The 25,478-nt window shown below is 64.2% G+C and carries 24 protein-coding genes and 1 pseudogene; 10 read left to right on the top strand and 15 right to left on the bottom strand.

Annotated features, from left to right (window positions below; all coding sequences use genetic code 11):
* Nucleotides 1-44: 44 nt before the first annotated feature.
* The 3 genes from glpK to ACNI3R_RS18320 are packed head-to-tail and all read left to right on the top strand — an operon-like array spanning nucleotide 45 to nucleotide 3,137.
* A complete protein-coding gene (gene glpK, locus ACNI3R_RS18330) occupies nucleotides 45-1,520 on the top strand; it encodes a glycerol kinase GlpK (protein ID WP_426186008.1) in 1,476 nt (491 codons plus the stop codon).
* A gap of 1 nt (nucleotide 1,521) precedes the next feature.
* Nucleotides 1,522-2,763, top strand: coding sequence for a molybdopterin-dependent oxidoreductase (locus tag ACNI3R_RS18325; protein ID WP_426186006.1), 1,242 nt, complete (start codon nucleotides 1,522-1,524; stop codon nucleotides 2,761-2,763).
* Entirely contained in the window at nucleotides 2,763-3,137 is a 375-nt protein-coding gene (locus tag ACNI3R_RS18320) for a cytochrome c (RefSeq protein WP_426186004.1), read from the top strand. Before ACNI3R_RS18325 ends, ACNI3R_RS18320 begins: the two co-directional genes overlap by 1 nt.
* Before the next feature lie 15 nt (nucleotides 3,138-3,152).
* Here the strand turns inward: ACNI3R_RS18320 and ACNI3R_RS18315 are convergent, their stop codons facing one another.
* From ACNI3R_RS18315 to ACNI3R_RS18275, 9 genes are all read right to left on the bottom strand, one after another.
* The gene (locus tag ACNI3R_RS18315; RefSeq protein ID WP_426186002.1) at nucleotides 3,153-4,334 is read right to left on the bottom strand and encodes an aromatic ring-hydroxylating oxygenase subunit alpha; all 1,182 of its coding nucleotides are present in this window, start codon (nucleotides 4,332-4,334) and stop codon (nucleotides 3,153-3,155) included.
* Nucleotides 4,331-5,749 carry an aromatic ring-hydroxylating oxygenase subunit alpha gene (locus tag ACNI3R_RS18310; protein WP_426186000.1) on the bottom strand — a complete coding sequence of 473 codons (1,419 nt, stop codon included), beginning with the start codon at nucleotides 5,747-5,749 and terminating at the stop codon, nucleotides 4,331-4,333. Before ACNI3R_RS18310 ends, ACNI3R_RS18315 begins: the two co-directional genes overlap by 4 nt.
* A 136-nt stretch (nucleotides 5,750-5,885) precedes the next feature.
* The gene (locus ACNI3R_RS18305) at nucleotides 5,886-6,008 is read right to left on the bottom strand and encodes a DUF2474 family protein (RefSeq protein WP_426185998.1); all 123 of its coding nucleotides are present in this window, start codon (nucleotides 6,006-6,008) and stop codon (nucleotides 5,886-5,888) included.
* On the bottom strand, nucleotides 6,008-7,006 hold the full coding sequence (gene cydB / locus ACNI3R_RS18300) for a cytochrome d ubiquinol oxidase subunit II (RefSeq protein ID WP_426185996.1): 999 nt from the start codon (nucleotides 7,004-7,006) through the stop codon (nucleotides 6,008-6,010). The genes ACNI3R_RS18305 and cydB overlap by 1 nt, the downstream gene beginning before the upstream one ends.
* Nucleotides 7,003-8,406, bottom strand: coding sequence for a cytochrome ubiquinol oxidase subunit I (locus tag ACNI3R_RS18295; RefSeq protein WP_426186094.1), 1,404 nt, complete (start codon nucleotides 8,404-8,406; stop codon nucleotides 7,003-7,005). Before ACNI3R_RS18295 ends, cydB begins: the two co-directional genes overlap by 4 nt.
* A gap of 30 nt (nucleotides 8,407-8,436) precedes the next feature.
* Nucleotides 8,437-9,258 (bottom strand): sulfite exporter TauE/SafE family protein, encoded by an 822-nt coding sequence (locus tag ACNI3R_RS18290; protein ID WP_426185994.1) that lies wholly within the window; start codon nucleotides 9,256-9,258, stop codon nucleotides 8,437-8,439.
* Nucleotides 9,255-9,662: a DUF6691 family protein gene (locus ACNI3R_RS18285; protein ID WP_426185992.1), complete on the bottom strand. Its 408-nt coding sequence runs from the start codon at nucleotides 9,660-9,662 to the stop codon at nucleotides 9,255-9,257. The genes ACNI3R_RS18290 and ACNI3R_RS18285 overlap by 4 nt, the downstream gene beginning before the upstream one ends.
* Entirely contained in the window at nucleotides 9,659-10,099 is a 441-nt protein-coding gene (locus ACNI3R_RS18280; protein WP_459112869.1) for a YeeE/YedE family protein, read from the bottom strand. Before ACNI3R_RS18280 ends, ACNI3R_RS18285 begins: the two co-directional genes overlap by 4 nt.
* Nucleotides 10,096-11,013, bottom strand: coding sequence for an MBL fold metallo-hydrolase (locus ACNI3R_RS18275; protein WP_426185990.1), 918 nt, complete (start codon nucleotides 11,011-11,013; stop codon nucleotides 10,096-10,098). Before ACNI3R_RS18275 ends, ACNI3R_RS18280 begins: the two co-directional genes overlap by 4 nt.
* A gap of 114 nt (nucleotides 11,014-11,127) precedes the next feature.
* Here ACNI3R_RS18275 and ACNI3R_RS18270 point away from each other — a divergent pair, with 114 nt between their 5' ends.
* Both ACNI3R_RS18270 and ACNI3R_RS18265 read left to right on the top strand, forming a co-directional pair.
* On the top strand, nucleotides 11,128-11,736 hold the full coding sequence (locus tag ACNI3R_RS18270; protein WP_426185988.1) for a peroxiredoxin: 609 nt from the start codon (nucleotides 11,128-11,130) through the stop codon (nucleotides 11,734-11,736).
* A complete protein-coding gene (locus ACNI3R_RS18265) occupies nucleotides 11,733-12,131 on the top strand; it encodes an ArsR/SmtB family transcription factor (protein ID WP_426185986.1) in 399 nt (132 codons plus the stop codon). Before ACNI3R_RS18270 ends, ACNI3R_RS18265 begins: the two co-directional genes overlap by 4 nt.
* 18 nt (nucleotides 12,132-12,149) lie before the next feature.
* Here ACNI3R_RS18265 and ACNI3R_RS18260 read toward each other — a convergent pair whose 3' ends face one another.
* From ACNI3R_RS18260 to ACNI3R_RS18240, 5 genes are all read right to left on the bottom strand, one after another.
* Nucleotides 12,150-12,848 carry a TetR/AcrR family transcriptional regulator gene (locus ACNI3R_RS18260; protein WP_426185984.1) on the bottom strand — a complete coding sequence of 233 codons (699 nt, stop codon included), beginning with the start codon at nucleotides 12,846-12,848 and terminating at the stop codon, nucleotides 12,150-12,152.
* 112 nt (nucleotides 12,849-12,960) lie between these two features.
* Nucleotides 12,961-14,700, bottom strand: a complete 1,740-nt coding sequence (locus ACNI3R_RS18255; RefSeq protein ID WP_426185982.1) for an N-acyl-D-amino-acid deacylase family protein — start codon at nucleotides 14,698-14,700, stop codon at nucleotides 12,961-12,963.
* 111 nt (nucleotides 14,701-14,811) lie between these two features.
* A complete protein-coding gene (locus ACNI3R_RS18250) occupies nucleotides 14,812-15,975 on the bottom strand; it encodes an epoxide hydrolase family protein (RefSeq protein WP_426185980.1) in 1,164 nt (387 codons plus the stop codon).
* On the bottom strand, nucleotides 15,972-16,898 hold the full coding sequence (locus ACNI3R_RS18245; protein WP_426185978.1) for an alpha/beta hydrolase: 927 nt from the start codon (nucleotides 16,896-16,898) through the stop codon (nucleotides 15,972-15,974). The genes ACNI3R_RS18250 and ACNI3R_RS18245 overlap by 4 nt, the downstream gene beginning before the upstream one ends.
* Nucleotides 16,899-16,955: 57 nt before the next feature.
* On the bottom strand, nucleotides 16,956-18,098 hold the full coding sequence (locus tag ACNI3R_RS18240; RefSeq protein WP_426185976.1) for an LLM class flavin-dependent oxidoreductase: 1,143 nt from the start codon (nucleotides 18,096-18,098) through the stop codon (nucleotides 16,956-16,958).
* 131 nt (nucleotides 18,099-18,229) lie between these two features.
* On the opposite strand from ACNI3R_RS18240, the gene ACNI3R_RS18235 reads away from it, so the two are divergent.
* From ACNI3R_RS18235 to ACNI3R_RS18220, 4 genes and pseudogenes are all read left to right on the top strand, one after another.
* Complete coding sequence (locus ACNI3R_RS18235) at nucleotides 18,230-18,847, top strand: TetR/AcrR family transcriptional regulator (RefSeq protein ID WP_426185974.1); 618 nt, start codon at nucleotides 18,230-18,232, stop codon at nucleotides 18,845-18,847.
* Nucleotides 18,848-18,919: 72 nt separating this feature from the next.
* Complete coding sequence (locus tag ACNI3R_RS18230; RefSeq protein WP_426185972.1) at nucleotides 18,920-20,395, top strand: PAS domain S-box protein; 1,476 nt, start codon at nucleotides 18,920-18,922, stop codon at nucleotides 20,393-20,395.
* Nucleotides 20,396-20,601: 206 nt separating this feature from the next.
* Nucleotides 20,602-20,847: pseudogene (locus ACNI3R_RS18225) on the top strand (transposase domain-containing protein); the annotation flags it as partial.
* Nucleotides 20,848-21,196: 349 nt separating this feature from the next.
* Entirely contained in the window at nucleotides 21,197-23,410 is a 2,214-nt protein-coding gene (locus ACNI3R_RS18220; RefSeq protein WP_426185970.1) for a TonB-dependent receptor, read from the top strand.
* 61 nt (nucleotides 23,411-23,471) lie between these two features.
* Here ACNI3R_RS18220 and ACNI3R_RS18215 read toward each other — a convergent pair whose 3' ends face one another.
* Nucleotides 23,472-24,263 (bottom strand): IclR family transcriptional regulator, encoded by a 792-nt coding sequence (locus tag ACNI3R_RS18215; protein ID WP_426185968.1) that lies wholly within the window; start codon nucleotides 24,261-24,263, stop codon nucleotides 23,472-23,474.
* 284 nt (nucleotides 24,264-24,547) lie between these two features.
* Between ACNI3R_RS18215 and ACNI3R_RS18210 the strand changes: the two genes are divergently transcribed.
* Nucleotides 24,548-25,420, top strand: coding sequence for a cyclase family protein (locus ACNI3R_RS18210; RefSeq protein ID WP_426185966.1), 873 nt, complete (start codon nucleotides 24,548-24,550; stop codon nucleotides 25,418-25,420).
* Nucleotides 25,421-25,478 lie beyond the last annotated feature (58 nt).

Below are 25,478 nucleotides of genomic sequence, written 5' to 3'. Positions count from 1 at the left end.
TGCCGGTGCACGCTTTAGGGCAAGGCGCCGGCGGGGAGAGCGACGTGCAAACACCCTATCTGCTGGTTCTCGACGAAGGCACCACCTCCACCCGGGCGATGCTGTTCGCGGTCGACGGGACGGTCGCCGCGATCGAGCAGGCCGAACTGACCCAGCATTATCCCGCCGACGGCCATGTCGAACATGACGCGACCGAGATCTGGACCAAGACCCTCGCCTGCGCACGCCGCGCGGTCGAGAAGGCCGGGGGCGCGGACCGCATCGCCGCGATCGGCATCACCAACCAGCGCGAGACCGTCATCGCCTGGGACCGGACCACCGGTGAGCCGGTCACCCGCGCGATCGTCTGGCAGGACCGGCGCACCGCCGGCTTCTGCGAACAACTGCGCGCCGATGGCCATGAACAGATGATCCGCGAGCGGACCGGGCTGGTCGTCGACCCCTATTTCTCCGGCACCAAGATGCGCTGGATCCTCGACAATGTCCCCGAGGCCGCCGCGCTGGGCGACCGGCTGGCGCTCGGCACGGTCGAGAGCTGGCTGGTCTGGAAGCTGACCGGCGGGCTGCACATCACCGATGCGACCAATGCCAGCCGGACGATGCTGATGCCGCTCGACAAGGCGGCATGGGACGCGGACCTCCTCGCGCTGCTCGGCGTCCCCGCTTCGGCGCTGCCCGAGATTGTCGATACGGCGGGCCGCTTCGGCACCACTCGGCCCGACCTGCTCGGCGGCGCGATCCCGATCTGCGGCCTCGCCGGCGACCAGCAGGCGGCCACGATCGGGCAGAACTGCCTGACCGCCGGACAGGTGAAGGCGACGCTGGGCACCGGCGCCTTCGTCCTCGTCAGCACCGGCCACGAGCTGCCGCGCTCGAACAACCGGCTGCTCGGCACCGTCCTCGCGCAGTGCGACGGCAAGCGCAGCTATGCGCTCGAAGGCTCGGTGTTCGTCGCCGGCAGTCTCGTCAAATGGCTGCGCGACCAGTTGGGCTTCGTCGGCACCGCAGCCGAGACCGAGGCGCTCGCCCGGTCGGTGCCCGACAATGGCGGCGTGTGCATCGTGCCCGCTTTGTCGGGTCTCGGCGCGCCGCACTGGCGACCCGAGGCGCGTGGCCTGATCGGCGGCCTGACCCAGGGCGCGACCAGGGCCCACATCGTGCGCGCCGCGCTCGAATCGATGGCGCACCAGATGCACGATCTCAAACAGGCTTATGCCGCCGACGGATCGCCTTGGGCCATGCTGCGCCTCGATGGCGGGATGAGCGCCAACAACTGGGTTGCGCAGGATCTCGCCGACATGCTCGACCTGGAGGTCGAAAGGCCGCACAATGTCGAGACGACGGCACTGGGCGCGGCGATGCTGGCGGCGGTGGGCTGCGGGCTTCACGCGACGCTCACCGACGCTGCGGCGATGCGATCGGACGTCTCGACGTTCGTACCGCGCATGGACGCCGCGACGCGGGAACGGCGGCTCGATCAATGGCGCGCCCTGCTGGCGCTCGAACTGGGACAGGCCTGACATGATCCACAGCGACACGCCCGACACTGCCTCCCGCCTCTCCCGGCGCGCCCTGCTGCGGAGTGCAGCGGCGGGGACCGGCATGATCGCCTTCCCAGGCTGGGCGCAGGCGGTTGCCGACCTTGGCCTGCCGGGCAAGCCGCCGACACGACCGATGACCACGGCCTTTCCCGGCAAGGGCCCGATGATCCTGCAGCGGGTGCGGCCGCCTTTGCTGGAAACGCCGATGGAGGTGTTCGACCAGGGCGTCATCACGCCGAACGACCGCTTCTATGTCCGCTGGCATTGGGGGTTTCCGGAGAGCGTCGATGTCGGCAGTTTCCGGCTGACCATCGGCGGCCATGTCGATCGACCGGTCAGCTTCACCCTCGACCAGCTGATCCGCGAGTTCGAGCCGATCGACTATGTCGCAGTCAACCAATGTTCGGGCAATTCGCGCGGCCTGTTCCAGCCCAATGTGCCGGGTGCCGAATGGGCGCATGGCGCGATGGGCAATGCGCGCTGGCGCGGGGTACGCCTGCGCGATCTGCTCGACCGGGCGGGCGTGAAGGCCGGCGCCGTCGACATACGCTTCGGCGGGCTTGACGATCCGATGACGTCCGAGGCGCCCAAATTCCTGAAGTCGCTCGCACTGGACCATGCGCGCGACGGCGAGGTGATGGTCGCCTATCAGATGAACGGGGAGCAATTGCCGCTCCTCAACGGCTTCCCGCTGCGGCTGGTCGTGCCTGGCTGGTATTCGACCTACTGGATCAAGATGCTCAGCCAGATCGAGGTGCTCGACCGCAAGGACGACAATTTCTGGATGGCCAAGGCCTATCGCGTCCCCTCCACGCCCTTCGGCCACATCGCGCCGGGGACAAAGGAGTATCCGAGCGAGGCGATCAGCCGCATGGTCCCGCGCTCACTGGTCACGAACCTGCGCGAAGGGCAGCGGGTGAAGCCCGGGAGGCTGACGGTCGCGGGCATCGCCATGGGCGGGGATTGCGGAGTGGCCAGGGTCGAGGTGTCGACCGACGGCGGGACCAGTTGGCAGGCGGCGACGCTCGGCAAGGACGAGGGGCCGTACAGCTTCCGCCGCTTCGAGGCGCGCGTGACGGTCCCGGCATCCGGCGCCCTGGCCGTTGCCACGCGCTGCACCAATGCGAAGGGGCTGGCGCAACCGCTGGAAATGAACTGGAACCCCGGCGGCTATATGCGCGCGGGGGTCGAGACCGTCCACCTGATCGCGGGAGACGCCTGATGTCGAAGATGCTGACCTTTTCGGCTACGATCGCGCTGGTCTCGGTCCTGGGTTCCGGGCTTGCCGGCGCGGGCACCCGGGCGAAGGATGCGGCACGGCCGCGCCTGGCCTCCACCAGCGTGACCCTGCCGACCGACTATGAGGTCGAATATCCGGCAGGACCCGAAGTGCAGGTGATGAACGACAATTGCCGCGCCTGCCATTCGCCCTCGATGGTGCTGGTGCAGCCGCCGCTGTCGCAAGCCGACTGGGGCAGGATCGTCCAAAAGATGATCGACGTTTACAAGGCGCCGATCGATCCTGCCGACATGCCGAAGATCATGACCTATCTGGGCGCCCTGCCCCCCGCCGCCGCACCCGCCCCTGCGCGGTAGGGCGAAGGACGGCTGTCAGGCTCGAAGGACCGGCGCCGGTCCTTCGCAGCCCGACAGATAGTACTCGACCCATTTGTGGAAATATTGGTTGCCCGGCTCGTTGCGGCCGAAGGTGAGCCGATCGGTCGCGCCTGATTCCAGCCCGTTCTGTACCTTCAGGCCGAGCGCATAATCCTCGTCGAGCACGACCTGGAAGAAGAAGTCGCTCATCTCGTCGAGCGTGCGCAGTTCCTCCTCGTCCTTCGGCGCGGTGGGGTAGATATAGTTCATCACCGTCAGATTGCGGTCGGGCGTCGGCCCCGGAAACAGCTGGGCATATTGGCACATCTCGGGCGCGAGGAAGAAGCTGAAGTTCGGAAACAGGATCCGGATGAAGTCGTAGCCGTCATTCTCCTGCCGGCCCCACTCCTCGCGCGGCAGATCCTTGAGGCGGACGATCCCGTTCTGCGGGAAGCCCAGCCGGATATGCGGACCGAAAGCCTCATAGCTGGCTCGGTTGGACGGTGAACGCGTCGCGACCGTCTGGGTGTGGGCGGCCTGGAAATGATAGCCTTCGAGATAGCCGTCGAAGGACACCTTCCAGTTGGCGCCCTCCATCGTCCGCGCCTTGTGATAATACCAGGTCTCCAGCCGCAGCGCGGCGAGATCGTCGAGCATGCCGCCCAGAAAACCGCGCACGTCGATCGGCAGGCCTGGCGTCAGGATCACGAAGATCATTCCCGCGACTTCCTCCGCCGGCAATTCGGTCATCGCCAAGGTGCGGCGGTCGACGTCACCAAAGGTGCTCGCCTCGGCGATGCCGACCAGCTGCCCGTCATTGGCGTAGGTCCAGCCATGATATTGGCAGGCGAAGCGCGAGCAATTGCCCTTGCCCTCCTTCGCAAGATGCATCGCCCGATGCTTGCAGACATTGAGGAAGGCGCGCGCCTTGCCATCCTTGCCGCGCGTGATGAGCACCGGCTGCCCCATCACATCCATCGCCTTGTAATCGTTGACCCGCGGCAGCTCGATCGTCAGCGCGAGCATCAATGGGAGGCGCCGGAAGATCAGATCCATCTCCTTCTGCCAGCGCGCCTCGTCCAGATAATGGGCGACGGGCACTTCGAACACGCCGCTCGCCTGGTCGGTGCTGCGGGTCTCGACGAAATGGAGCATCCGCTCCGCTGCGTCGCCATAAGCCTTGTAGAGATCGGTCATCGCAAGGCTCCCCCTGAGCGTTCCAGATAGGTGTCGAGCGTCTGGTGGAAGTGGCGGATGCGCACCTCCTGATAGTCGCCCAGTTCGACGAGGCCGTTGGCCGAGCATTTGAGCCCCTGATGAGTCAGCTCCATATTCTCCATGTCCTGGTCGACGACCGCCCCCAGCGCTCCGAGCTCCGGCGCATCGGCCCATGTCTGGCCGTCTTCGAGCAGATGCATCGTCATCGGCGGGCGCGGCTCGGCTCCGTCCTGCCGGCGCGCGAGGACGCGCACCTCCATCAGGCAGCGATCCTGGTCGGGCCAGGGCCGCCAGCGATAGACGATGTTGGGCATGAAGCCGCCCCACGGCGCGAAATTGGGGAAGACGTTGAACACCAGCGCGTCGAGCAGCTCGGATTCCGACACCGCCGAATAGTCGCCGCCGAAGGCCCGCTGCGAACTCTCGCGCATCGCGGCGCCAAGGGCGTGGCGGGCGCTTTCCCCCTCAGGGACGGTGATGTTGAACTGGTCCTTCTCGGGGTCGTAATTGTCCGAGGACCGCCCGTTATATTTGACGAACTCCTCGACGATCCACTGTTCGGGACGCTCGGTGCCGGCGACATGCGGGGAGATGGTGCCGAAGGGGGTGTAGTTCACATTCACATGCTTGCCGAGCACATGATAGGCCGCGTTGGCGTCGCCGGTGAAGGGCAACAGCTGCGGATGCGTCATATAGGCGTGGTAGCTCTCCATGAAGGCTTCCATGGTGATCTTCCAGTTGGCGTCGACGACCTTGCCGACCCAGGCGATGGTTTCGCAATCCTCATGCCGCCAGCGGGTGAAAAACTCCGGTAGCGGCGCGAGAAACGCCTCGATCGTCGGCCCTTCGTCCTTCTCCCGGACGAAGATATAGCCGTCCCAGCGGGCGACGCTCGCTTGCGGCAGCTTCATGCGCTCGTCGCTCAGATGGCCGAAATCCCAGCGGCAGGGAATGTCGCGCAGGCTGCCGTCGGTGTTCCAGGCAAAGCCATGGAAGGGACAGACGAACTTCTCGGCCATGCCCGACTCCGTCGCCAGCTTGCGCCCGCGATGGAGGCAGACATTGTGGAAGGCACGAACCTCGCCATCCGGCTGGCGAACGATGAGGTAGGACCGCCCGGCATTGTCGTAGGTCACATAGTCGCCGGGCTCGGGCATGTCCTCCTCGCGCGCGGCGAACTGCCAGACGAAAGGCCACATCTTCTCCATCTCGGCGCGGAAGAAGGCCGGATCATGATAGCGCTTCGCATCGATCGGTTCGGAACCGAGATAGCGATAGCGATCCTCCGCCATGAAGGCGGGCGGCGGGATCAGGTCCTCGCGCAGGATCTCCTCCCAGCCGGGACCGGGACAACGGGCGGCGTCGCGGTGGATGGCGGGGTCACGATCGGCCATGGCGAATTCCTCTCCTGTACGTGGAGAAGACAAACCATGCGCCGAACCGGCGGCCTTTGATCGAGGTCAATCGGCGGCCAGCGGGACGGCTCGCCTTTGTGATAGGGAGATCCGGTTTAGCCGACGTGGCGCGCCATCATGGCCTCAACCAGAAGCGGATCAGCATCGACACCGCACCGAGCGCGAGCACGCTCCCGGTCCAGATGGCCAGGAACCAGCCCAACCGCTTCCAGCGCCCCGCCATGTCAGCGCGCGCCATCAATGATAGCCGTCATGGCCGACCTTCCCGCGGAACACCCAATAGGCCCAGGCGGTGTAGGCGAGGATCACCGGCACGAGCAGGCCGGCCCCGACGAGCATGAAGAGCTGGCTGCGATAGGGCGCCGCCGCCTCCCAGATCGTTACCCGCGCGGGGATGACATAGGGCCAGATCGAGATGCCGAGCCCGAGCAGGCACAGCATGAACAGCGCCAGCGCCCAGAAAAAGGGCTGCGCATCCCGGCGCGCCGACAGGCTGCGATAGAAGAGCGCGGTCACGATCAGCGTCGCGAGCGGCACCTGTGCGGTCGCCAGCACGCCCGGCCAGGCGAGCCAGCGCTGCTGATAGCCGGCGTCCAGCGTCAGCGTCGCGAGGCTGACTGCGCCGATCACCAGCAGCAGCAGGATGCCGAGCCGGCCGGCATAGGTCACCGCCTGCCGCTGGAGCGCCTCGTCGGTCTTCCAGTTGAGCCAGCAGGCGCCGAGCAGCGCATAGCCGACGAGCAGGCCGGCCCCGGTCAGCAGCGAAAAGGGCGACAGCCAGTCCCACCAGCCGCCGGCATAAGCGCGGCCGTCGACGCTGATCCCCTGAAGCAGCGCGCCGAGGGTAATGCCCTGCGCGAAGGTCGCCACGGTCGACCCCACGAAAAAGGCGAGATCCCACCAGGCGCGGTGCGCGGGATCACGCCAGCGGAACTCGAAGGCGACCCCGCGCAGCACGAGGCCGAGCAGCATCGCGATCAGCGGTGCATAGAGTGCGGGCAGGATGATCGCATAGGCCAGCGGAAAGGCCGCGAGCAGCCCCCCGCCGCCCAGCACCAGCCAGGTCTCGTTGCCGTCCCAGACGGGTGCGATGCTGTTCATCGCCCGGTCGCGGTCCTGGCCCACCGCGAACAGCGGAAAGAGGATGCCGATGCCGAGGTCGAAGCCGTCCATGATGACATAGGCGACGATGGCGAAGCCGATGATAGCGGCCCAGATGACGGTCAGGTCGATCATGCCTTGCCTCCCTCGACGGCGGGTGCGGGGGTGATGCCGGCGGTTCTGATGGGCGTGGCCGCCGGTGCGCTCTCATGCGCCTCGGGCGGCTTCGCGGCGAGGCGCAGCAGATACCAGATGCCCGCGCCGAAGACGGTGAAATAGACGAGCACGAAGGCCAGCAGCGAAGCGCCGACGGCGGGGGCGTCGAGCGGCGATGCGCTCTGCGCGGTGCGGAGCAGTCCGTAAATGGTGAAGGGCTGCCGCCCGACCTCGGTCACGACCCACCCAGCCAGGACTGCGACGAATCCCGCCGGTCCCATCAGCAGCGCTGCCCGGTGCAGCCCACGCCAGTCGTAGAGCCGGCCGCGCATCCGCGCGAGCAGACTCCACAGGCCTAGGCCCATCATGGCGAAGCCGAGGCCGACCATGATGCGGAACGCCCAGAAGACGATGCCGACCGGGGGCTGGTCCGCCTCCGGCACCGTATCGAGCCCCTTCAACGGTGCGTTCGGATCATGTTTCAGGATCAGCGAGGACGCCTTGGGGATGGAAATCGCATAGTCGACCCGTTTGGCCTGGCTGTCGGGAATGCCGAAGAGGATCAGCGGGGCGCCATCGGGGTGGCTCTGATAATGGCCCTCCATCGCCATCACCTTCGCCGGCTGATGCTCGAGCGTGTTGAGCCCGTGCATGTCGCCGGCGAAGATCTGGATCGGGGCGACGATCGCCGCCATCCACATCGCCATGGAGAACATCGTGCGCGCACCCGGATTGGTGCGATCGCGCAGCAGATGCCAGGCCCCGACCCCGCCGACCGCGAAGGCGGTGGTGAGATAGGCGGCAAGCACGGTGTGTACGAGGCGGTAAGGGAAGCTGGGATTGAAGATGATCGCGATCCAGCTCGGGCCCGGCAGGAACTGGCCGTTGGCGCCGATCTCATAGCCGACCGGGGTCTGCATCCAGCTGTTTACCGACAATATCCAGAAGGCGGAGATGAAGGTGCCGACCGCCACCGCACAGGTCGCGACGAAATGCAGCTTGCGCCCGACCTTGTTGATCCCGAACAGCATGACGCCGAGGAAGCCGGCTTCGAGGAAGAAGGCGGTGAGCACTTCATAAGCCATCAGCGGCCCGATCACCGGCCCGGCCTTGTCCGAGAAGACCGACCAGTTGGTGCCGAACTGGTACGACATGACGATGCCCGACACGACACCCATCGCGAAGACGACCGCGAAGATCTTGAGCCAATAGCGGTAGAGATTGGCATAGACGCCCTTGTCCGTCTTGAGCCACAGCCCCTCGAGCACCATCAGATAGCTGGCGAGCCCGATGGTGAAAGCGGGGAACAAAAAATGGAAGCTCACCGTAAAGGCGAACTGCGCGCGGGCGAGAATGAGCGCATCGGCCGTGTCGAACATCATGAGTTCCTCTCAGCGACCTCGTAGCCCTTAGCTTGGGTCTGCGGGATGAGGCATAATGTCCAGCGCGGGAAAGGCCGTACCGAGGCCCTGCCAGATCATGTACAGCGCGACCGCGAAGATCAGCAGTGCGAACAGCGTCGTCAGCCGACCGGTCTTGCCGCCGAGCTTTTCCGCCAGCCTTAGCCCCCCGATGCTGCCCAGAGCGCCGCCGAGCACGAAGATCAGCGCAAGCGGCCAGTCGACGAGCCCGGAAAGGGCATAGTTGGCGGCGGTCGTGAGGCCGAAGGCGGTAACGGCGACGAGCGAGGTTCCGACCGCCATCAGCATCGGCATGCCGGTCGACGCGACGAGGCCCGGCACGATGAGGAAGCCGCCGCCGATACCGAAAAAGCCCGAAAAGACCCCCGAGCCGAGGCCGAAGGCGAGGACTTTGGGCGCCTTCTGCCGGTTGCACTCCGCCCCCGGATTGCCGGGATCCCCGCGCCCGCGCAGCATGAGCAGGCCGACCACGAGCATCAGCAGCGCGAACAGCAGCAGCAGCTTCTGACCGTCGACCATCTTGCCGAAGGTCGATCCCGCGAGCGCGCCGACGACCCCCGCCGCCGCATACATGCCCCCGCAGCGCCATTTGACATGATGCGCCCGGGCATGGCCCGCGAGCCCGGCGGCGGCGTTGGCGGCAACCGCCAGCGCGCTCGTGCCGATCGCGACATGCGGGTTGGGCACGCCGACGAGATAGACCATCAGGGGCACCGCGAGGATCGACCCGCCCCCGCCGACCAGCCCGAGCACGAAGCCCACCAGCCCACCGGACATGCCGCCCAGCAGATATTGTGCATTCGTCATCATGCCGTGAAGCGATGCAAGGCGAAGCCGGCGCCCATCGCCAGCAGAAAGGGCGCGACGGCAAGGGGATATAGCGCAAAGCCGGCGATCGCCGGTCCGGGACAGAGCCCACCCAATCCCCAACCGATGCCGAACAGCAGGGCGCCTATGGCGAGCCGCGCATCGAGCGTGCGGGTTTCCGGCAGCGCGAAGATGTCGTCGGCCAGTGGACGGTCCATGCGGGCCCTCAATCGCCAGGCGACCGCCATCGGCAGGATCGCGCCGCCCATCACGAAGGCCAGCGTCGGGTCCCAGGCGCCGAACAGATCGAGGAAGGCGCGCACCCTGGACGGATCGACCATTCCGGAGATTGCCAGGCCAGCCCCGAAGAGGGTTCCGGCGACCAGGGCGACGAGCGCACGCTTCATGACAGCCCCGCGAGGCGCATCAGCCCCACCGTGGCGAAACCGCTCGCCATGAACAGTGCGGTCGCCACGAGCGACCGGCGCGACAGGCGCGACAGGCCGCAGACGCCGTGGCCGCTGGTGCAACCCGAGCCGAGGCGCGTGCCATAGCCGACCAGCAGCCCGGCGATGATCATGATCGGGAGCGAAGCGAATTGTGCAGCGACGCCGCCCTGAAGAAACGCGATCAGCAGCGCTCCAAGCGGCAGACCGGCAATGAAGGCCAGCGCCACCGATCTGGGCGGGCCACCATCCGACAGACCGATCGCTCGCGCGGCGAGCCCGCTGACGCCGGCGATGCGGCCGAGCCCCAGCAACATGATCGCAGCGGCTAGGCCGATCATCAGCCCACCTGCAAAGCCGGCCAGCGGCTGCGCCTCGGGAAAGAGCGAGCCGATCACAGCTGGTTCACCGGAATCTTGAGATAGACCGTGCCATTGTCCTCGGCCGGCGGCAGATGCCCCGCCCGCATGTTCACCTGGACCGAGGGGAGGATCAGGCGCGGCACGGCGAGCATATGATCGCGCGCCTCGCGCATGGCGACGAACTCGTCTTCGGTCACGCCGTCATGAGCGTGAACATTGGCGCGGCGCTGCTCGGCAACGGTCGTCTCCCAGACATAATGGTCGCGACCCTCCGGCAGATAATCGTGACACAGGAACAGCCGCGTCTCGGGGGGCAACTCGAGGAGCCGTCGTAACGACCGGAACAGCGTCCGCGCATCGCCGCCCGGAAAGTCCGCCCGCGCCGTGCCATAATCGGGCATGAACATCGTATCGCCGACGAACACCGCGTCACCGATCACATAGGCGACGCAGGCCGGGGTGTGTCCCGGCACGTGCAGGACGGTGACAGAGAGGTTGCCGATCGCGAAACTGTCCCCATCCCCCCAGAGCTGATCGAAGTCGGAACCGTCGCGGGCGAAATCGGACCCGGCATTGAAGAGGGCGCCGAAAGCCTTCTGCACCTCGCAGATATGCGCGCCGATCGCGATGCGACCGCCGAGTTCCTTCTGAAGAAAGGGCGCCGCAGACAGGTGATCGGCATGGGCGTGGGTTTCCAGATGCCAGTCGACGGTCAGGCCCTGCTCGCGGACATGGGCCAGCACCGGCTCGGCAGCGTCGGTGGACGTCCGCCCGGATGCAGGATCGTAGGTCAGCACACTGTCGATCACTGCCGCGCGCCGGGTCTCCGGATCATGGACGACATAGGTCACGGTGAAGGTCGGCGCATCGAAGAAGGCCTTGATCGCGGGCACACCCTTCCGGGCCCCCGCAATCTGGGCGACTGCCTTTGCGAGAGCGGGGTCGGACACGGCGACTCTCCTATAATTCACATTTACATGAACTTTGTATTTGTATATTCTGCAATCGTCAAGGGCTTGCGGAACTGCGGGGCCGGCAGCAGGTAGGACGCGATGGATAGCCTCATGAACAACCCGGTCCCGCCGCGGATCGGCGACCCCGCCCCGGACTTCATCGCCCGATCGACCAGAGGTCCCTTTCAGCTTTCCCAGCTACGCGGCCGGTGGGTCATTCTCTTTTCGCACCCCGCCGACTTCACCCCGGTCTGCAGTACAGAGTTCGTGGCACTGGCGCGGCGGCGGGCGGCGTTCGACGCGCTCGACTGCCAGCTCGTCGGCCTGTCGGTGGACAGCCTCTATTCGCACATGGCCTGGGTCCGGGCGCTGGGCGACCTGTTCGACGTGACGATCGACTTCCCGGTCATCGAGGATCCGAGCATGGCGATCGGACGCGCCTATGGCATGATCGGCGAGGAGGCAGCCGACAGCATGGCGATGCGGACGACCTTCTTCATCGACCCGAACGGCATCATCCGGGCGACAACCTCTTATCCCCACAATGTCGGTCGATCGGCGGACGAGATGCTGCGCCTGCTGAACGCGCTGCAGCGGGTCGACGCATCTGGCCGCCTCACGCCGGAGGGCTGGCAACCCGGAGGTCCCGTGCTGCTTCCCCCGGATGAGCGGGCCAGCGATGCTGCGGACTGGTTCTGCCGCTTCGAGGACAGCGAATGACGGCACTGCACCAGGATCGGGACGCCGCGGCGGCGGCGGCCGAGAAGATCCGCATCTTCGCACAGGCACAGCGCCTGATGATCCTGTCCTGCCTGCTGCGCGGCGAACGCAATGTCGGCGAGATCGCCGACGCCACCGGCATCGGCCAGCCCGCGCTCAGCCAGCAACTGGGCGAACTGCGCCGCGCCGAACTCGTCGAGACGCGCAAGGAGGCCAAGCAGGTCTGGTATCGTCTCGCCGACGAGTCGGTCGCGCTGTGCGTGCGCAATATCGAGGCGATGTTCGCCGGGGTGGGCGCGGTCACCCCGGCGCCCGCGCCGACCGCGAACGCATCCTTGCCGGCCGCCCCGGCCTCGCAGGGGGTCGCCGCCTTCGCCCGCATCCTGCCGCGCTGAACGCACGCGGGCTCGGGCTCAGGGCAGCGCGGTTCCCGGCGGAGCGGCGAGGCGCCCCGCCTCGCGGGCCTGTTCGATGGCGCGCTCGATCCCGAACATGATGTTCTCGATCGTGAAGTCTGCAAGCCGCCGCCGGGCATCGGGCGTGGCGAGGACATTGACGTCCTCGAAGAGTAGCCGATCCGCCGGGTCGAGGCCGGCTATGCCCAGCTCATCGAGCAGTTCGGCCGAGGATCGCAACTTGTAGAGCCCGGCGATCATCTGCAGCACCACCAGGCCCAGCCAGGTCGAAACCATGCCGAGATCGGGCCCCCGCAGCCCCTGCCGCCACAGTACCCGCATCATCGGCAGCCACAGCCTCAGCCAGGCCCGCGGGACATGGTCGTCGCGGTACATCAGCTCGATCGCCTCGGGCCGCCGGATAAACTCGTCATAGAGCGTCCGCATCCAGGCGGTGAGGAACGCCTTCCAGCCGCCCTCCTCCGACGGGATCGGCAGTGCCGCGAAGACGTCGGCGGCGACGGCTTCGACCAAAGCGTCGCGGCTCGGATAATAGGTGTAGAGCGCCATCACCGACACGCCCAGGCGGCGGGCGATCTGCGTCATGTTGCAGCCGTCCAGCCCGCCTTCGCGGATGAGCGCGACGGCCGCCTCCAGGATCTGCTCCTGCGAGATGCGGTTCGGTCTGCCCGGCGATCGTCCTGCGCGACTGGCCATGGATCGTCCTTAGAGGCCGGACCGCTCGCGGGGAAGCGCCCTGCCCGGATGAAAAAAGAAGGGGCGGCGAGGCGCTTAGGCCCCGCCGCCCCTCCCGGTCTTCGGATTCGGCTTATTCGGCCGCCTGGGCCAGTTGCTGCTCGCCCGCGGGGACGAGATAGCGACCGGGCATCGAGCCCGTGAAATGGCCGTTCATGAAGGTCGGCATGCCGTTGACCATCGTCAGCCGCATCGGTGCTGCATCGCGCGTGTAGCGCCAGGTCATGTCATAGCCGCCGGTCGGCACGTCGAAGCGCTTATACTCCTCGCGATGTTCGATCTCGTCGAGGTCGAACACGGTGATGTCGGCGCGCATCCCCGGCGCGATCCGGCCGCGATCGGTGAAGCCGAAATGCTCGGCGATCCGGCCGGTGATCGACAAGATCGCTTCCTCGATCGAAAGCTCGCCCTTGCGGACATAGTCGGTGAGCATCAGGATATTTTCGCCGCCGCCGCAGAACATCTGGCCATGGGCGGGCGCGTCGTTGAGATTGCCGAGCGCCTTGGGATCGCGGATCAGCCGGATGATCTCGTCGCGGTTCATGTCGAACGGCGCCATATGCACCGTCGAGCGGATGCCGTTGGCGAGAATCCATTCCGCCATCGCGTCGGACGGGTGCAGGCCCCGGCTGTCGGCATAGGCCTTGAGCGTCGTGTTGACCGGGCCGAAGCCATTGTCCGAGTTGCGCAGCAGCAGCCGATCGGGATTGGCCATCGGCGCGTGCGGCCACACCTTGGTGTCCCAGCTCTCGCGAGCGCGGGCGCGCCAGTCGGGATCCTGGAGCAGCTTGACCTTCTCGTCGAGGTCCTCGAGCAGCACCACCTCGTGCCACACATAGTCGTTCGACTGCGCGAAGATCAGCGAGCGGATCAGCGACAGCGTGTTGGTGGGCGAGGTGTGGGTGAAGGCGGGCCAGACATCCTGTCCATCGGCATGCGCCTTCTCGATGATCGCGCGCATCTGCTCCAGGATCGGACGCTGGAACTCGAGCGTCGGAATGCCGCCGGCCAGCTGGATGCGGACGTTGAGATCGGCGTTGAGCCGGGTCAGCCGCTCCATGCTCGCGGGCGCCGTCATCCGCATGAAGGTGTCGATGACGACCTGCAGCGAACGGCCCGGATAGCGCGCGAGCACTTCGAGGATCGCGCGATATTCGTCGTCGCAGGCGATCTGGGTCGGCACCGGGCGGTCCGATCCGTCATGGTCGAGCAGATTGCTCGACACGCCGCAGGCGCCGGCGGCGAGCGCGTCGTCGACATGCGCGGCGATCTGGCGGATCTCCTCGGGCGTCGCCTTCCGCTCCCAGGCGTCCATGCCCATCACGGCGAGGCGGATCGCGATATGGCCGACAAAGGCGGTGTAATTGGCAGGAACCCGCAGCTTGCTGGTCATCGACCGCTGATATTCGGACCATTTGCGCCAGTCCCACGGCAGCTTGGTCAGGAAGGGCTCTTCGGGGATGTCCTCGAAGAAGGAGAAGATCTTGATCATCTCCAGCCGGGCTTCGGCGTCCGTCTCGTGAACGGGCGCGGCCGAGAAGCCGCAATTGCCCATGACGATGGTGGTGACGCCATAGCCGGTCAGCGGATCGAGATCGGGCTGCCACCACATGGTCGCATCGAAATGGGTGTGCGGTTCGATGAAGCCGGGGGTCACGAAGCAGCCGGTGCAGTCGATCACACGATCGTCACCGGGGGTGAGATCGGGTCCGACATCGACGATCATGTCGCCCTTCACGCGGACATCGGCCTTGATCGCGGGGCCACCGGTGCCGTCGACGACGGTGCCGCCTTTCAGAAGAATGCTCTGCATCTCTCACCTCTCCTCTGCCGACTCGATCGGTCGGTCACGACAATTACCGTAGATGCTACGGAAATAGCGTCGGACTGCAAGCCCTCGCGATCACGGTCATGGCGCAGGGGATCAGCTAGCCCCGGCTTCCCGCAGCTGCCGCACGAAGCCATGCACTTCCTTCACGAACAACTCGGGCTGCTCCATCGCGGCGAAATGGCCGCCGCGCGGCGGCTCGCTCCAGCGGACGATGTTGTAGCTTTTCTCCAGCGTGCTGCGCGGAAAGCGCGCCAGTTCGCCGGGGAAGTCGGACATCGCCACCGGCTTCGTCACACGCGCACCGGCGGGCACCGGTTCGCTCATCACGCCGCGATAGAGCCAGGACGCCGTGCCGAAGCTGTTATTGGCGAGATAGACCATGATGTTGTCGAGGATCTGGTCACGCGTATAGACCGACCAGAGATCGCCCCCATCGAGCTGCGACCAGCGCTGGAACTTCTCCACCAGCCAGGCCGCCACGCCCAATGGGCTGTCTGCCATCGCATGATCGAGCGAGACAGGCTTGGTCGACTGGACGACCATATAGCCACTCTCGGTCTGCCAAACCTGACCCAGCGTCTGCGCCGCCGCGATCTCCTCGGGCGTCTCCGGACGTGCATCGGGATTCGTCCAGCCGAAGGCGAAGTTCAGGTGGACCGCCGCGCAGCCCTCGCCCTCATAGCCGAGCCAGCCCGAGACCGACGACCCCCAGTCGCCGCCTTGGGCGATGTAATCGGTGTAGCCGAGCCCCTCACGCATCAGCCGGTCGAAGGCGCGCGCGATGGTGCGCGGGCCGATCGGGCGGGAGGGCTTGGACGAGAAGCCGTAGCCGATCAGCGAAGGGATCACGACGCTCACCGCATCGGCCGGGTCGCCGCCGAACTTCGCCGGGTCGGTCAGCCGCTCGATCGATCCCAGGAATTCGACGAAGGAGCCGGGCCAGCCATGGATGATCATCACCGGGCGGGGGTTTTCGCCCTTGCCCTTCACATGGATGAAGTGGACATCATAAGGCGCCCCGTCGACCTCGACCGCATAAAGGAAATGCGGCAGCCGGTTCATCTCGGCTTCGCGCGCGCGCCAGTCATAGCCGTCGAGCCAATAGGCGACGAGGCTGCGCATCTCGGGCACGCTCGCGCCGTAAGCCCAGGGATCGTCGACCACCGGCTCGTTCGGCCATTGCGCATCGCGCAGCCGCCGCTCGATCCAGTCGAGCTTCTCCTGCGGGACGGCGATCTGGAAGGGACGCACGCTCATGCCGGAACCCCCGCAAAGGCGCGCCGCAATTCGCCGGCCGCGTCCTCGATCGCCTCGTCGGCGTCGGGCAGGACGCCGAACATGCTGACGAAGCCATGAAAGACACCCGGAAAATCCTTGTACCGCACCACGCCGCCCGCCTCGCGCAGGCGATCGGCATAGGCCCGCCCTTCGTCGCGCAGCGGATCGCACTCCGCCGTCAGGATCGTCGCCGGCGGCAGGTTCGACAAATCCTGCGTGAGCAACGGAGACGCCCAAGGATGGGCGCGATCCGCCGCGCTCGGCAGATAGGCGCCGATGCACATCGCCGAGAAATCGGAGTCGAGGAAATAGCCGTCCGAATAGAGCCGCTCGGACTCGGTTTCGCCGGTCAGGTCGGTGCCCGGATAAAAGAGCAGCTGGTGGCGGATCGCCGGACCGCCCTCGTCGCGCGCGCGGATCGCCGCGACCGTTGCGAGCGAGCCACCGGCGCTGTCGCCGCCGACCGCGATGCGGCCTGTGTCGAGGCCGTGGTCGATGCCGTGCGCGCCCAGCCAGCGCAGCGCCGTCAGCGCGTCGTCGACCGCAGCTGGAAAGACATGCTCGGGCGCCAGGCGATAGTCGACCGACACGATGGCGCACTCGGCCCGCCGCGCCAGGCGCGAGCATAGGCGCTCATGGCTGCCGATCCCGCAGGCGATATACCCGCCCCCATGGAAGAACAGCAGCACCGGCTCCGGTCCCTGCACCTCCTGCCGACGATAGATGCGCGCAGGCACGCCCCCGGCATCGACATCCCTGTGCGCCACGGCATCGGCCGGATCGGCCGGCTGTTCCATCGTCGCGCTCATCGCGCGGAACTGCTGCGGCGTGATCGACGCCCAGTCGATCGGAGTGGCGTTCATATGGGCGAGCATCGCCTGGGCGATGGCGTTGAGCGGCATGGTCTTCCCTTTCGCGAGAAAAGGCCGCCGTCCCGTGGGGAGACGGCGGCCCGACGGTCAGGCGGCAGCGGCGCGGCGCTGCTTCTCGCGGAAATAGGGGATGATCGTCTCGCCCAGATGGGTGAGCGTCTCCATGATCGCCTCATGCGGAACGGTGCCCATCTGCATGAGCATCAATATCTCGTCCGCGCCCGCCGCCTCCAGCCGCTCGATATGCGCGATCGCATCCTCAGGCGTGCCATAAGCGTGGTCGGTGTTGTACATGTCGGTCGCGGCGGCCGTGATCGGGATCTGCGCCTCGTGCAGATAGGCGATCGTCGCCTGCTTGGCGGCATCGACCGCCTGGCGGTGCTCGTCGACGGTCACATCGTCGACATCGGGCTTCGGGCCGGCGCCGTACCAATGGTGGATCGCCTGGCCGAAGAAGCGCTGGCCGCGCAGACCGATGCGAACCGCCTTCTCACGATCGGTGCTGACGATGATCGGGCAGCCGACGGCCAGATATTCGTTGGGGAAATAGCCGACCTGATCCTTCGGATCGCGCGTGGCGAAGGCCTCGCGATAGACCCTGTTGAGACGCGCGGTTTCCTCGGGCGTGCTGAAGCCGAGGATCATGCCGCCGAGCCCCCGCTGCGCGGCGACCCTCAGCGATTCCTCGCGCGTGGCCGCCATGAACATCGGCGGATGCGGGTCCTGATAGGGCTTGGGGTGGATCGCCCGGCGGGGGATCTTGATATATTGGCCATCATGCTCGATCTCGTCCTCGACCATGATCTTGGGGATCAGGTACATCGCCTCGTCGATCATCGGCTGCAGTTCCGCCAGGTCATAGCCGAAGGTCCCCGCTTCCTGCTGGGTGCCACCCTTGCCGATCCCGAAATTGAGCCGACCGCGCGACAATATGTCGAGCGTCGCGACCCGCTCGGCGACCTTGACCGGGTGGTTCATCGCCGGCGGCAGGCAGATCACGCCATGGCCGATGCGGATGCGGTCGGTCTTGCCCGCGACGAAGGCGAGGAAACTCTCGGGCGAGGACATGTGCGAATATTGGGTGAGCGCGTGATGCTCGACCGCCCAGATGCAGTCGAGCCCCATCTTCTCGGCATAGACCGACTGCTCGACCGCCTCGAAAAAAGTCCGCTGCTCGGATTCGCGCGACGTGTCCGCCATCTGCGCTTCGAACGCCATGGAAAATTTCATGCTGCCTCTCCTCGTGCAGGGCCTGTCTTCGCCCTTTGATTTTTTAGAGCATGCTATAAATCAAAAAAGAAGCAAGCGGGATTTTGCATCCCGGGCAGGCGCGACGATGCTACAGAGTGACAAAGGGGGAGATGGTTTTGAGGCTTCACGCCGGGGCAGAACGACGGAAACAGTCGATATTGCAGGCCGCGCGCATCCTTTTGCAGGCGGAGCCGCTGTCGATGCGCCGCCTTGCCGAGGCGGCGGGCGTCAGCCAGGCAACCCCCTATAATCTGTTCGGCACCAAGCGGCGGCTCTACGTCGCCCTCCACCGCGAACTCGAAACCGAGCTGATCGAGTCGGTCGCGGCGACCGAGTCGCGCGACGCGCTCGACCGCATGTATTCGGCGATCCGTCTGATGGCGGCGCGGATGGAGCGCGAGGCCGGTCTCTATCGCGAACTCTTCGCCACCATCTACGCCTCCGATGCCGAAGATCACGATGCTCAGGTGGAGACGGCGACGGCTTTCTGGGATGGACTGCTATTGCCGCTACACGCGGAAGATCTCCTGTCGTCCGACACCGACATGCCTGCGTTCACCCGCAACTTCGTCTATCTGCTGTCGGGCGCACTGATGGCGTGGACCGACCGACGGATCGACACCGCCGCGCTGGAAAGCGCCGTCCGCTACGGCTTCACTCTCGCGGCGCTGGCTCTGGCGACGGATCGCTCCCGCGATCGCCTGTTGCGGGTGCTCGCCACAAGCTGAGCGGGAACGATACGGCTCTGGAACCAAGCCGTCCTCCGCTCGTCTGGCAGGATGAGCAGAGCGAGGCGTGGCATGAAGGCGTTGGACGTGCTCCCGATTGGAGCGGAACAGTGGGAAGAGATACTCGCCCGGCTCGGCGACGGGCTCATCCTCGCGGACCGGCGCGGACGGCTGATCTGGGCGAATGCCCTCGCCGCCGAACTCCACGGAGCCGACACGCTGGCGGCCTTGGGCCGCAACGCCGAGGAATATCGTGACCGCCATCCGCTCCGCTATCGGAACAACCGCGCGCTCGACCCCGAGGCCTATCCGCTCGACCGGCTGCTGCGTGGCGAGAAGGTCGACGAGATGGTCGTGGAAATCGTCCCTCAAACGCCCGAGGAAGCCTGCCGCACGTTGCGGATCAGCGGTCTGTCGCTCGACGATGCCGGGGGAGCGCCACTCCATGTCCTGATCGTTCGTGATGCCGCGCCGTTGCTCGAAGCCGAGCGCCGCTTCGAACAGACCTTCAACGTCAATCCCGCTCCCGCCGTCATCTGCCGGCTGAGCGACCATCGCTATGTGAAGGTCAATCAGGGCTTCCTCGACATGACCGGCTTTGCGCGCGACGAAGTGCTGGGCCGGTCGCTCTACGACATCGATGTGCTGCGCGACGCCGCCGATCTCGACAAGGCGAAGGAAAGGCTGCGCGAGGGCAGAACGATATCGCAGATGCAGGCCGATCTCGAACTGCCCGATGGAGGGCGAAAGCTGGTGATCGTCGCCGGCCAGCCGATCGACCTCGACGACGAAGCCTGCATGCTCTTCTCCTTCGCCGACCTCGAGCCGCATCGCCAGGCCGAGAACCGCCTGCGCGCCAGCGAAGAGCGCTTCGTGCGGACCTTCAGGCTCGCGCCCGTCGGCATGGCGATCACCACCAGCAACGACTTCCGGCTGTGCGACGTCAACGACGCCTTCGAACAGCTGACCGGCTATGTCGGCGACGAGGCGATGGACGAGGCGATGGCGCGGCTCAAATTGTGGGAGCCCGCCGGCTTTCTCAAGGAAGCGGCGGCACTTCTCGACGAACGCACCGGCTTTCGCGGCCGCGACGTCCGGGTACGAACCAAGGATGGCGGCTTCGTCGACTGCCTCGTCTCGGCCGAGGTCATCCCACTCAACGACGACCGCTGCATCCTCTGGGTCGTCCAGGACATCCATGAGCGGCGGCACAGCGAACTGGAACTGATCACCGCGATCGAGGCGGTGATGAAGGACACCAACTGGTTCAGCCGGACCGTGGTCGAGAAACTGGCCAATCTCCGCTCGCCCCACCCCCACGCCGCCCCGGTCGAGGTCAGCGAGCTGACCCGGCGCGAGAAGGAGGTGTTGAGCCTGTTGTGCGAAGGCGGAGACGATGCCGGCATCGCCCGCGAGATGGGCGTGTCGCGCAACACGCTGCGCAATCATATCGCGCGCGTCTACGCGAAGATCGGCGTCAACCGCCGCGCCGCCGCGATCCTCTGGGCCCGCGAACGCGGCTTCCCTCTGAGCCGACCGATCCGCTGAGGAACAGCCACCACAAGGTCGTAAACCGATAAAGCGTGGATCGAAAGCCGCAGGTTGATGCCGCCACGGCGGTCGCCGGAGTCAATGTGATGCAGTCGAGCCATTGTCGACAACCTCCATCGCCACCTCGATGCCAAGCTCCGGCAAGTGAGTGCCAAGAGCAAGCTAGAGTATCCGTGATGATCAAGCCAGAGATTGGGCCCAGCATCGATCTCGACAGGAACACCGTCGAGCGGTCCATCAGGCCCATCGCCCTCAACCGGAAAAACGCCCTCTTCGCAGGCTCGGACGATGGCGCTGACAACTGGGCGGTCATCGCCACCCTCATCGAATGCTGCAAACTGAACAGCGTCAACCCGCACGACTGGCTGACCGGCTCGCTCACCAGACTGGCTGAAGGGCACCCCGCCAACCGCATCTCCGAGCTCATGCCCTGGACCGCAGTGGTCTGAGAACAGCGCTTACGATTGATCGAGCGCCACAGCTCAATGTCGTGCCAGCGGTAGAAGCAATGCTGCACCGTCGTCATCGGCGGGAACAGATCGGGTGGAGGCAACCAGCAAGGCAACTCGCCGCACAGCAAAAAGCCGGTGCGAGGGGTGTCTTTCCGACAATGGTTGACACCATCATTGCAACTGCTACACGATACAGACAAACCGCATAATGGTACAGAGAGGATTGCCGAGGGGGCAGAGCCGGTGCTGTTGCTGCATCGCTAGAAGTTGGCTGAAGTCCCTTATCCACGGTTCATTGCTCGCTGCATCAGAAGCGCGTTTGCATGCCTTCGTTCGCCTTGGCGGCATGAAGGGTAAAACCGAGCGGATCAGGGAGGAAACAATGCTCAAGACACGAGAAATTCTGATGGCATCGGCGGGCATAGTGGCCGTCCTTGCCAGTGCCCCGGTGTTTGCGCAGGACACTGCAGCGCAGTCTGAAGCTGCTGATGCGAATGACGGCGGCATCGCCGAAATCATTGTGACCGCCCAGCGACGCGGCGAGTCGCAGCAGGATGTGCCAATCGCTATTGCGGCGTTTTCGGACGACTCCCTCGCGAAGGCTGGCATCCGGAACTCTGAAGACCTTGGCATGGTTTCGCCGAGCTTGGTCTTCAGCAACGCCTATAACGGCGCTTCCCCCTTCATGCGGGGGATTGGAACGAAGAACACGCAACCCACCAGCGAGCCTCTGGTGGCGCTATACGTTGACGGGTTCTATTATCCCTCCTTCGAATCCGGCTTGTTCAATTTTTCAAACATTGAGCGGATCGAAATTTTGCGAGGGCCGCAGGGAACGCTGTTTGGTCGCAATGTGACTGCAGGTCTCATGCAGGTCATTACGCGCGACCCCAGTCATGATCCGATGCTCAACATCCAGTTGGGATACGGCAACTACGATGCGAAAACCGCGAGCTTGTATGGTTCGGTGGGCGTATCGGAGCAATTGGCCGGTGACGTTTCGGTCTACTACGAAAAGCATGATGGCTGGGGGAGGAACCTGACCACTGGCGAACAGGCACATTTCCGGGACTCGATTGCAGCGCGCAGCAAATGGCTGTTTGAGACCGACACGTTGCGCGTAACGATCGCTGGTGACTATTCCTACCAGAATAGCGACATCGGGGCTTCGTCCTACCAGCGCGCCGGAACAGTTACCGCGAACGGCTCGCTGCCCACGGCATCTCCTTATGACACGCGCCGCAATCTTTCGGCTGCAGTCCACTATTCCCGCAGTTGGGGACTTGGGATGAAGGTGGAGCATGAAATGGGGTGGGCGAACTTAACCAGCCTGACCCGGTATGGGAAGCAGCACTCGTACTTCACTGTTGACACCGACATGCTTGCAATTGACGGTGTGGGGAGCCCGCGTATCAACTCGCGGACCAACTCGTTCACTCAGGAAATTCAGCTTGCATCAGCCCAGGGGAGCAGCTTCACTTGGGTGGTTGGCGGATTTTTGCAGGATGGCGGTGGCGGCCCGAAACCGATTATCGTTGGTTCAAACGCTGGTATAGCTGCCGGAACGCCGCTTTTTACCGGGCAGTTCGAGGCTTTCACAACCTCGGTTGCGCTTTACGCCCAAGCTACCGTACCGATTGCCGACGAGCTCAATCTTACCGGTGGTGTCCGGTATAGCTGGGATAAGCAAAGGCTCGAAGCCTCGCGTGATTCAGCGGTTGCTGCACTTAACTTCCCGTTCACTGTCAAGAACAAGAGCTGGTCTCAACCCACTTGGCGCTTGGCCATCGACTATCAAGCAAACGATGATCTGCTGTTGTTCGCGAGCTACAACCGCGGTTATCGCAACGGTAGATTCGACTTGCTGTCGCCGACTGCCAATCCAGTCGAGCCTGAAACCGTCGATTCCTTCGAGATCGGTTTCAAATCCGACTTGCTCGACAGGCATCTGCGATTCAACCTGAACGCGTTCCACACAGACTACAACAACAAGCAGGAAAGCGCGATTTTCGGGGGCAGTCCAACTCCGCAATTGGTTAACGTCGCAAAGGCCCGCTTTATCGGGGTTGAAGGCGACATCACTGCGATACCGGTCGACAACTTAACTTTGACGGGTGGGTTCACCTGGATGCCGACATCGAAATATGTGTCCTATCCCGGCGCGCGTCCTCAGCTTCCGCTGGCTGCCGGCGGGAACAGCGGTACGACGACCGTTGATCTGTCCGGTATGCGCACCGAGAACTCGCCGAAGTTTGTGTTCACCTTGGGCGCGGACTATCGGATTCCGACGAGTATTGGCGAATTTAACCTGAACGCAAACTATCGCCACAGCAGCGCATTCAACCTTTATTTCGCGGGTCGCGTCGTCCAAGAGCCATATGGCGTCTTGAATGCGAGGATTGGCTGGACATCGACCGACGAACGCTGGGGGCTGAGCTTCTGGGGTAAGAACATTACCGATACGCTCTACAACATAGGCCAGTACGTAGATACACAAGGCGACTTCTTAATACCGGCAGCGCCTCAGACATATGGCGTAACTGCGTCTATGAAATTCTAACTGATAACGGTGCGGAATGGGAGCGTCGACCGTCCGAACGGTCGGCGCTCCTTGCTATTTATCAACCACCAACCAGATCGATGATCCGATCCTTTGCCGCGAGCATGGATTGCAATATCTTGTCTTTCTTCGCTTCAAAGCGCTTGGTTGGCACGGGAACTGACAGAGCAAAAAGGCGGCCTAAGGGATCCTCTATCCACGTTCCGACGGCACTAATTCCTTCGGTATGTTCCTCATTATCCCATGCAAAACCATCTTTCTGGACGGCGAGCAAAATCTGCTTGAGGACCTTAGAATCCGTTACCGTGTTAGAAGTATGCGCTTCGAGCGGCTTGGCAAAATACTTGGCAATTCGAGCGGGTGGAAGTTGCGCCAGAAGTGCTTTGCCATTTGCTGTGCAATGCAGCGGAAATGTTTCGCCAACGCTCGAAACTGCGACAAGTCGATGTGATCCTGGAATTTGCTCAACGAACACCGCCTCATCGCCTTTCAGGACGGACAGGTCCACAGTCTCTCCGAGCTTGCGCGAGAGCTCAAGCATGATCGGCCTGACCATTCGCTCCAGGTCCATGCTCGCAGTAGAGGCAAGCCGGATTATGGCTGGTCCAATCTTGACCCTGCCCTTCGGACTTGCGGCAATGAGAAAATGTTCATCCGCCAACGCTCCGACAATTCTCTGGACCGTCGAACGGGCCAATCCCACCAGCGAGGAAATCTCCGCGAGACTTAGCCCCTCGGATTGGTCTTCCAATGCACGCATGACTGCAGCTGCGCGGGCAATGACTTGAATGCCATTACGGTCGCTTTGTGCTGATTTTGCCAGCTCACTCTGCCGGCCTGTCTTATCGGTCATTCAAACATCCTAACGCCAAAATTTGGGCCGTGAATCATGCAGAGGGGCAGATCAAGGCCTTGCTTATGTGGATCGGCGTACGCAGTGGACCTTTGTCTGGCAATCCTGAACCATTCCCATTTTGCGGGTCGATTGCACCGCAATTCCCTGAATCAACCTTTGATTGAAGGATGCCAACTCTCCGTCTGGGTTGCCACCATGAGTGTGCAAACTGCTTGACGAACCACGGTGACTTACATACCGTAATACGGTACATATGAACTACGATATGGTATGGAGATGGTATGCCGGGTTGGGAAGAAGGCGATTGGCGCGATGAGAGTTTGTGCCAGTTCAAGGAATCGAACCTGCTCAACAGCATGGGGCTCGAATTCTACGATTTGTCGCATCCGTGGGGGCTAGGACAGCCGTGCTGGCCCTATTTCGAGGATGTGAAGATCGAGCGGCTGCACGGCATGTCGCGCTCCGGCGTGCTGACGCAGAAGATCACCACGGTCATGCATTCAGGCACGCACATCGACGCCCCCGCACACGTGGTCCCGGGCACCCCGTTCATGGACGAAGTGCCGCTGCCATATTTCTTCGGAACCGGCGTCGTGGTCTCGATACCCAAGAAGAAGTGGGAAGTGATCACTGCTGAGGATCTGAAAAATGCCCGCCCCCAAATCCGCGAGGGCGACATTGTCATCGTCAACACCGGATGGCACAAATATTATGGCGATAACCGCCATTATTACGCCTATTCGCCGGGTTTCTACAAAGAAGCCGGAGAATGGTTCGTCAACAAAAAGGTCAAGATGTGCGGTTCGGACACGCAGGCGCTTGATCACCCGCTTGGAACGGCGATCGGCCCGCACGGTACTGGCGCACCCAACGGCTTGATTCCTCAGGTCAATGATGAATATTTCCGGGAAACCGGGCGCAAAGTCATTGAGGATTTTCCTTATTGGGAGCCCTGTCATAACGCTATCCTGTCAGCGGGAATCTGCGGGTTCGAGAATGTCGGCGGCGACATCGACAAGGTTACTGGCAAGCGTGTGACTTTCGCCGCCTTCCCGTGGCGGTGGAAGAAGGGCGACGGCTGCATCGTCCGCTTGGTCGCGATCGTCGATCCGACCGGCAACTTCCGCATTGAGACCGGCAAGAACAACGACTGAACAGCGAGTGGGGCGGGCTTAGGCCCGCCCCGATTTGTGAACCGGATGAATGCCGGGA

The sequence above is a fragment of the Rhizorhabdus antheiae genome (assembly GCF_049889055.1).
Classification (GTDB): domain Bacteria; phylum Pseudomonadota; class Alphaproteobacteria; order Sphingomonadales; family Sphingomonadaceae; genus Rhizorhabdus.
The sequence above is the reverse complement of the archived record's forward strand: the minus strand, read 5'-3'. Positions and strand labels throughout refer to the sequence as shown.

Excerpts from the sequence above, each read along its gene's own strand:
- ACNI3R_RS18325 (WP_426186006.1), top strand. The coding sequence starts at position 1,522 with ATGATCCACAGCGACACGCCCGACACTGCCTCCCGCCTCTCCCGGCGC.
- ACNI3R_RS18320 (WP_426186004.1), top strand. The coding sequence starts at position 2,763 with ATGTCGAAGATGCTGACCTTTTCGGCTACGATCGCGCTGGTCTCGGTC.
- ACNI3R_RS18315 (WP_426186002.1), bottom strand. The coding sequence starts at position 4,334 with ATGACCGATCTCTACAAGGCTTATGGCGACGCAGCGGAGCGGATGCTC.
- ACNI3R_RS18310 (WP_426186000.1), bottom strand. The coding sequence starts at position 5,749 with ATGGCCGATCGTGACCCCGCCATCCACCGCGACGCCGCCCGTTGTCCC.
- ACNI3R_RS18305 (WP_426185998.1), bottom strand. The coding sequence starts at position 6,008 with ATGGCGCGCGCTGACATGGCGGGGCGCTGGAAGCGGTTGGGCTGGTTC.
- cydB (WP_426185996.1), bottom strand. The coding sequence starts at position 7,006 with ATGATCGACCTGACCGTCATCTGGGCCGCTATCATCGGCTTCGCCATC.
- ACNI3R_RS18295 (WP_426186094.1), bottom strand. The coding sequence starts at position 8,406 with ATGTTCGACACGGCCGATGCGCTCATTCTCGCCCGCGCGCAGTTCGCC.
- ACNI3R_RS18290 (WP_426185994.1), bottom strand. The coding sequence starts at position 9,258 with ATGATGACGAATGCACAATATCTGCTGGGCGGCATGTCCGGTGGGCTG.
- ACNI3R_RS18285 (WP_426185992.1), bottom strand. The coding sequence starts at position 9,662 with ATGAAGCGTGCGCTCGTCGCCCTGGTCGCCGGAACCCTCTTCGGGGCT.
- ACNI3R_RS18270 (WP_426185988.1), top strand. The coding sequence starts at position 11,128 with ATGAACAACCCGGTCCCGCCGCGGATCGGCGACCCCGCCCCGGACTTC.
- ACNI3R_RS18265 (WP_426185986.1), top strand. The coding sequence starts at position 11,733 with ATGACGGCACTGCACCAGGATCGGGACGCCGCGGCGGCGGCGGCCGAG.
- ACNI3R_RS18260 (WP_426185984.1), bottom strand. The coding sequence starts at position 12,848 with ATGGCCAGTCGCGCAGGACGATCGCCGGGCAGACCGAACCGCATCTCG.
- ACNI3R_RS18255 (WP_426185982.1), bottom strand. The coding sequence starts at position 14,700 with ATGCAGAGCATTCTTCTGAAAGGCGGCACCGTCGTCGACGGCACCGGT.
- ACNI3R_RS18250 (WP_426185980.1), bottom strand. The coding sequence starts at position 15,975 with ATGAGCGTGCGTCCCTTCCAGATCGCCGTCCCGCAGGAGAAGCTCGAC.
- ACNI3R_RS18245 (WP_426185978.1), bottom strand. The coding sequence starts at position 16,898 with ATGCCGCTCAACGCCATCGCCCAGGCGATGCTCGCCCATATGAACGCC.
- ACNI3R_RS18240 (WP_426185976.1), bottom strand. The coding sequence starts at position 18,098 with ATGAAATTTTCCATGGCGTTCGAAGCGCAGATGGCGGACACGTCGCGC.
- ACNI3R_RS18235 (WP_426185974.1), top strand. The coding sequence starts at position 18,230 with ATGGTTTTGAGGCTTCACGCCGGGGCAGAACGACGGAAACAGTCGATA.
- ACNI3R_RS18230 (WP_426185972.1), top strand. The coding sequence starts at position 18,920 with ATGAAGGCGTTGGACGTGCTCCCGATTGGAGCGGAACAGTGGGAAGAG.
- ACNI3R_RS18220 (WP_426185970.1), top strand. The coding sequence starts at position 21,197 with ATGAAGGGTAAAACCGAGCGGATCAGGGAGGAAACAATGCTCAAGACA.
- ACNI3R_RS18215 (WP_426185968.1), bottom strand. The coding sequence starts at position 24,263 with ATGACCGATAAGACAGGCCGGCAGAGTGAGCTGGCAAAATCAGCACAA.
- ACNI3R_RS18210 (WP_426185966.1), top strand. The coding sequence starts at position 24,548 with ATGCCGGGTTGGGAAGAAGGCGATTGGCGCGATGAGAGTTTGTGCCAG.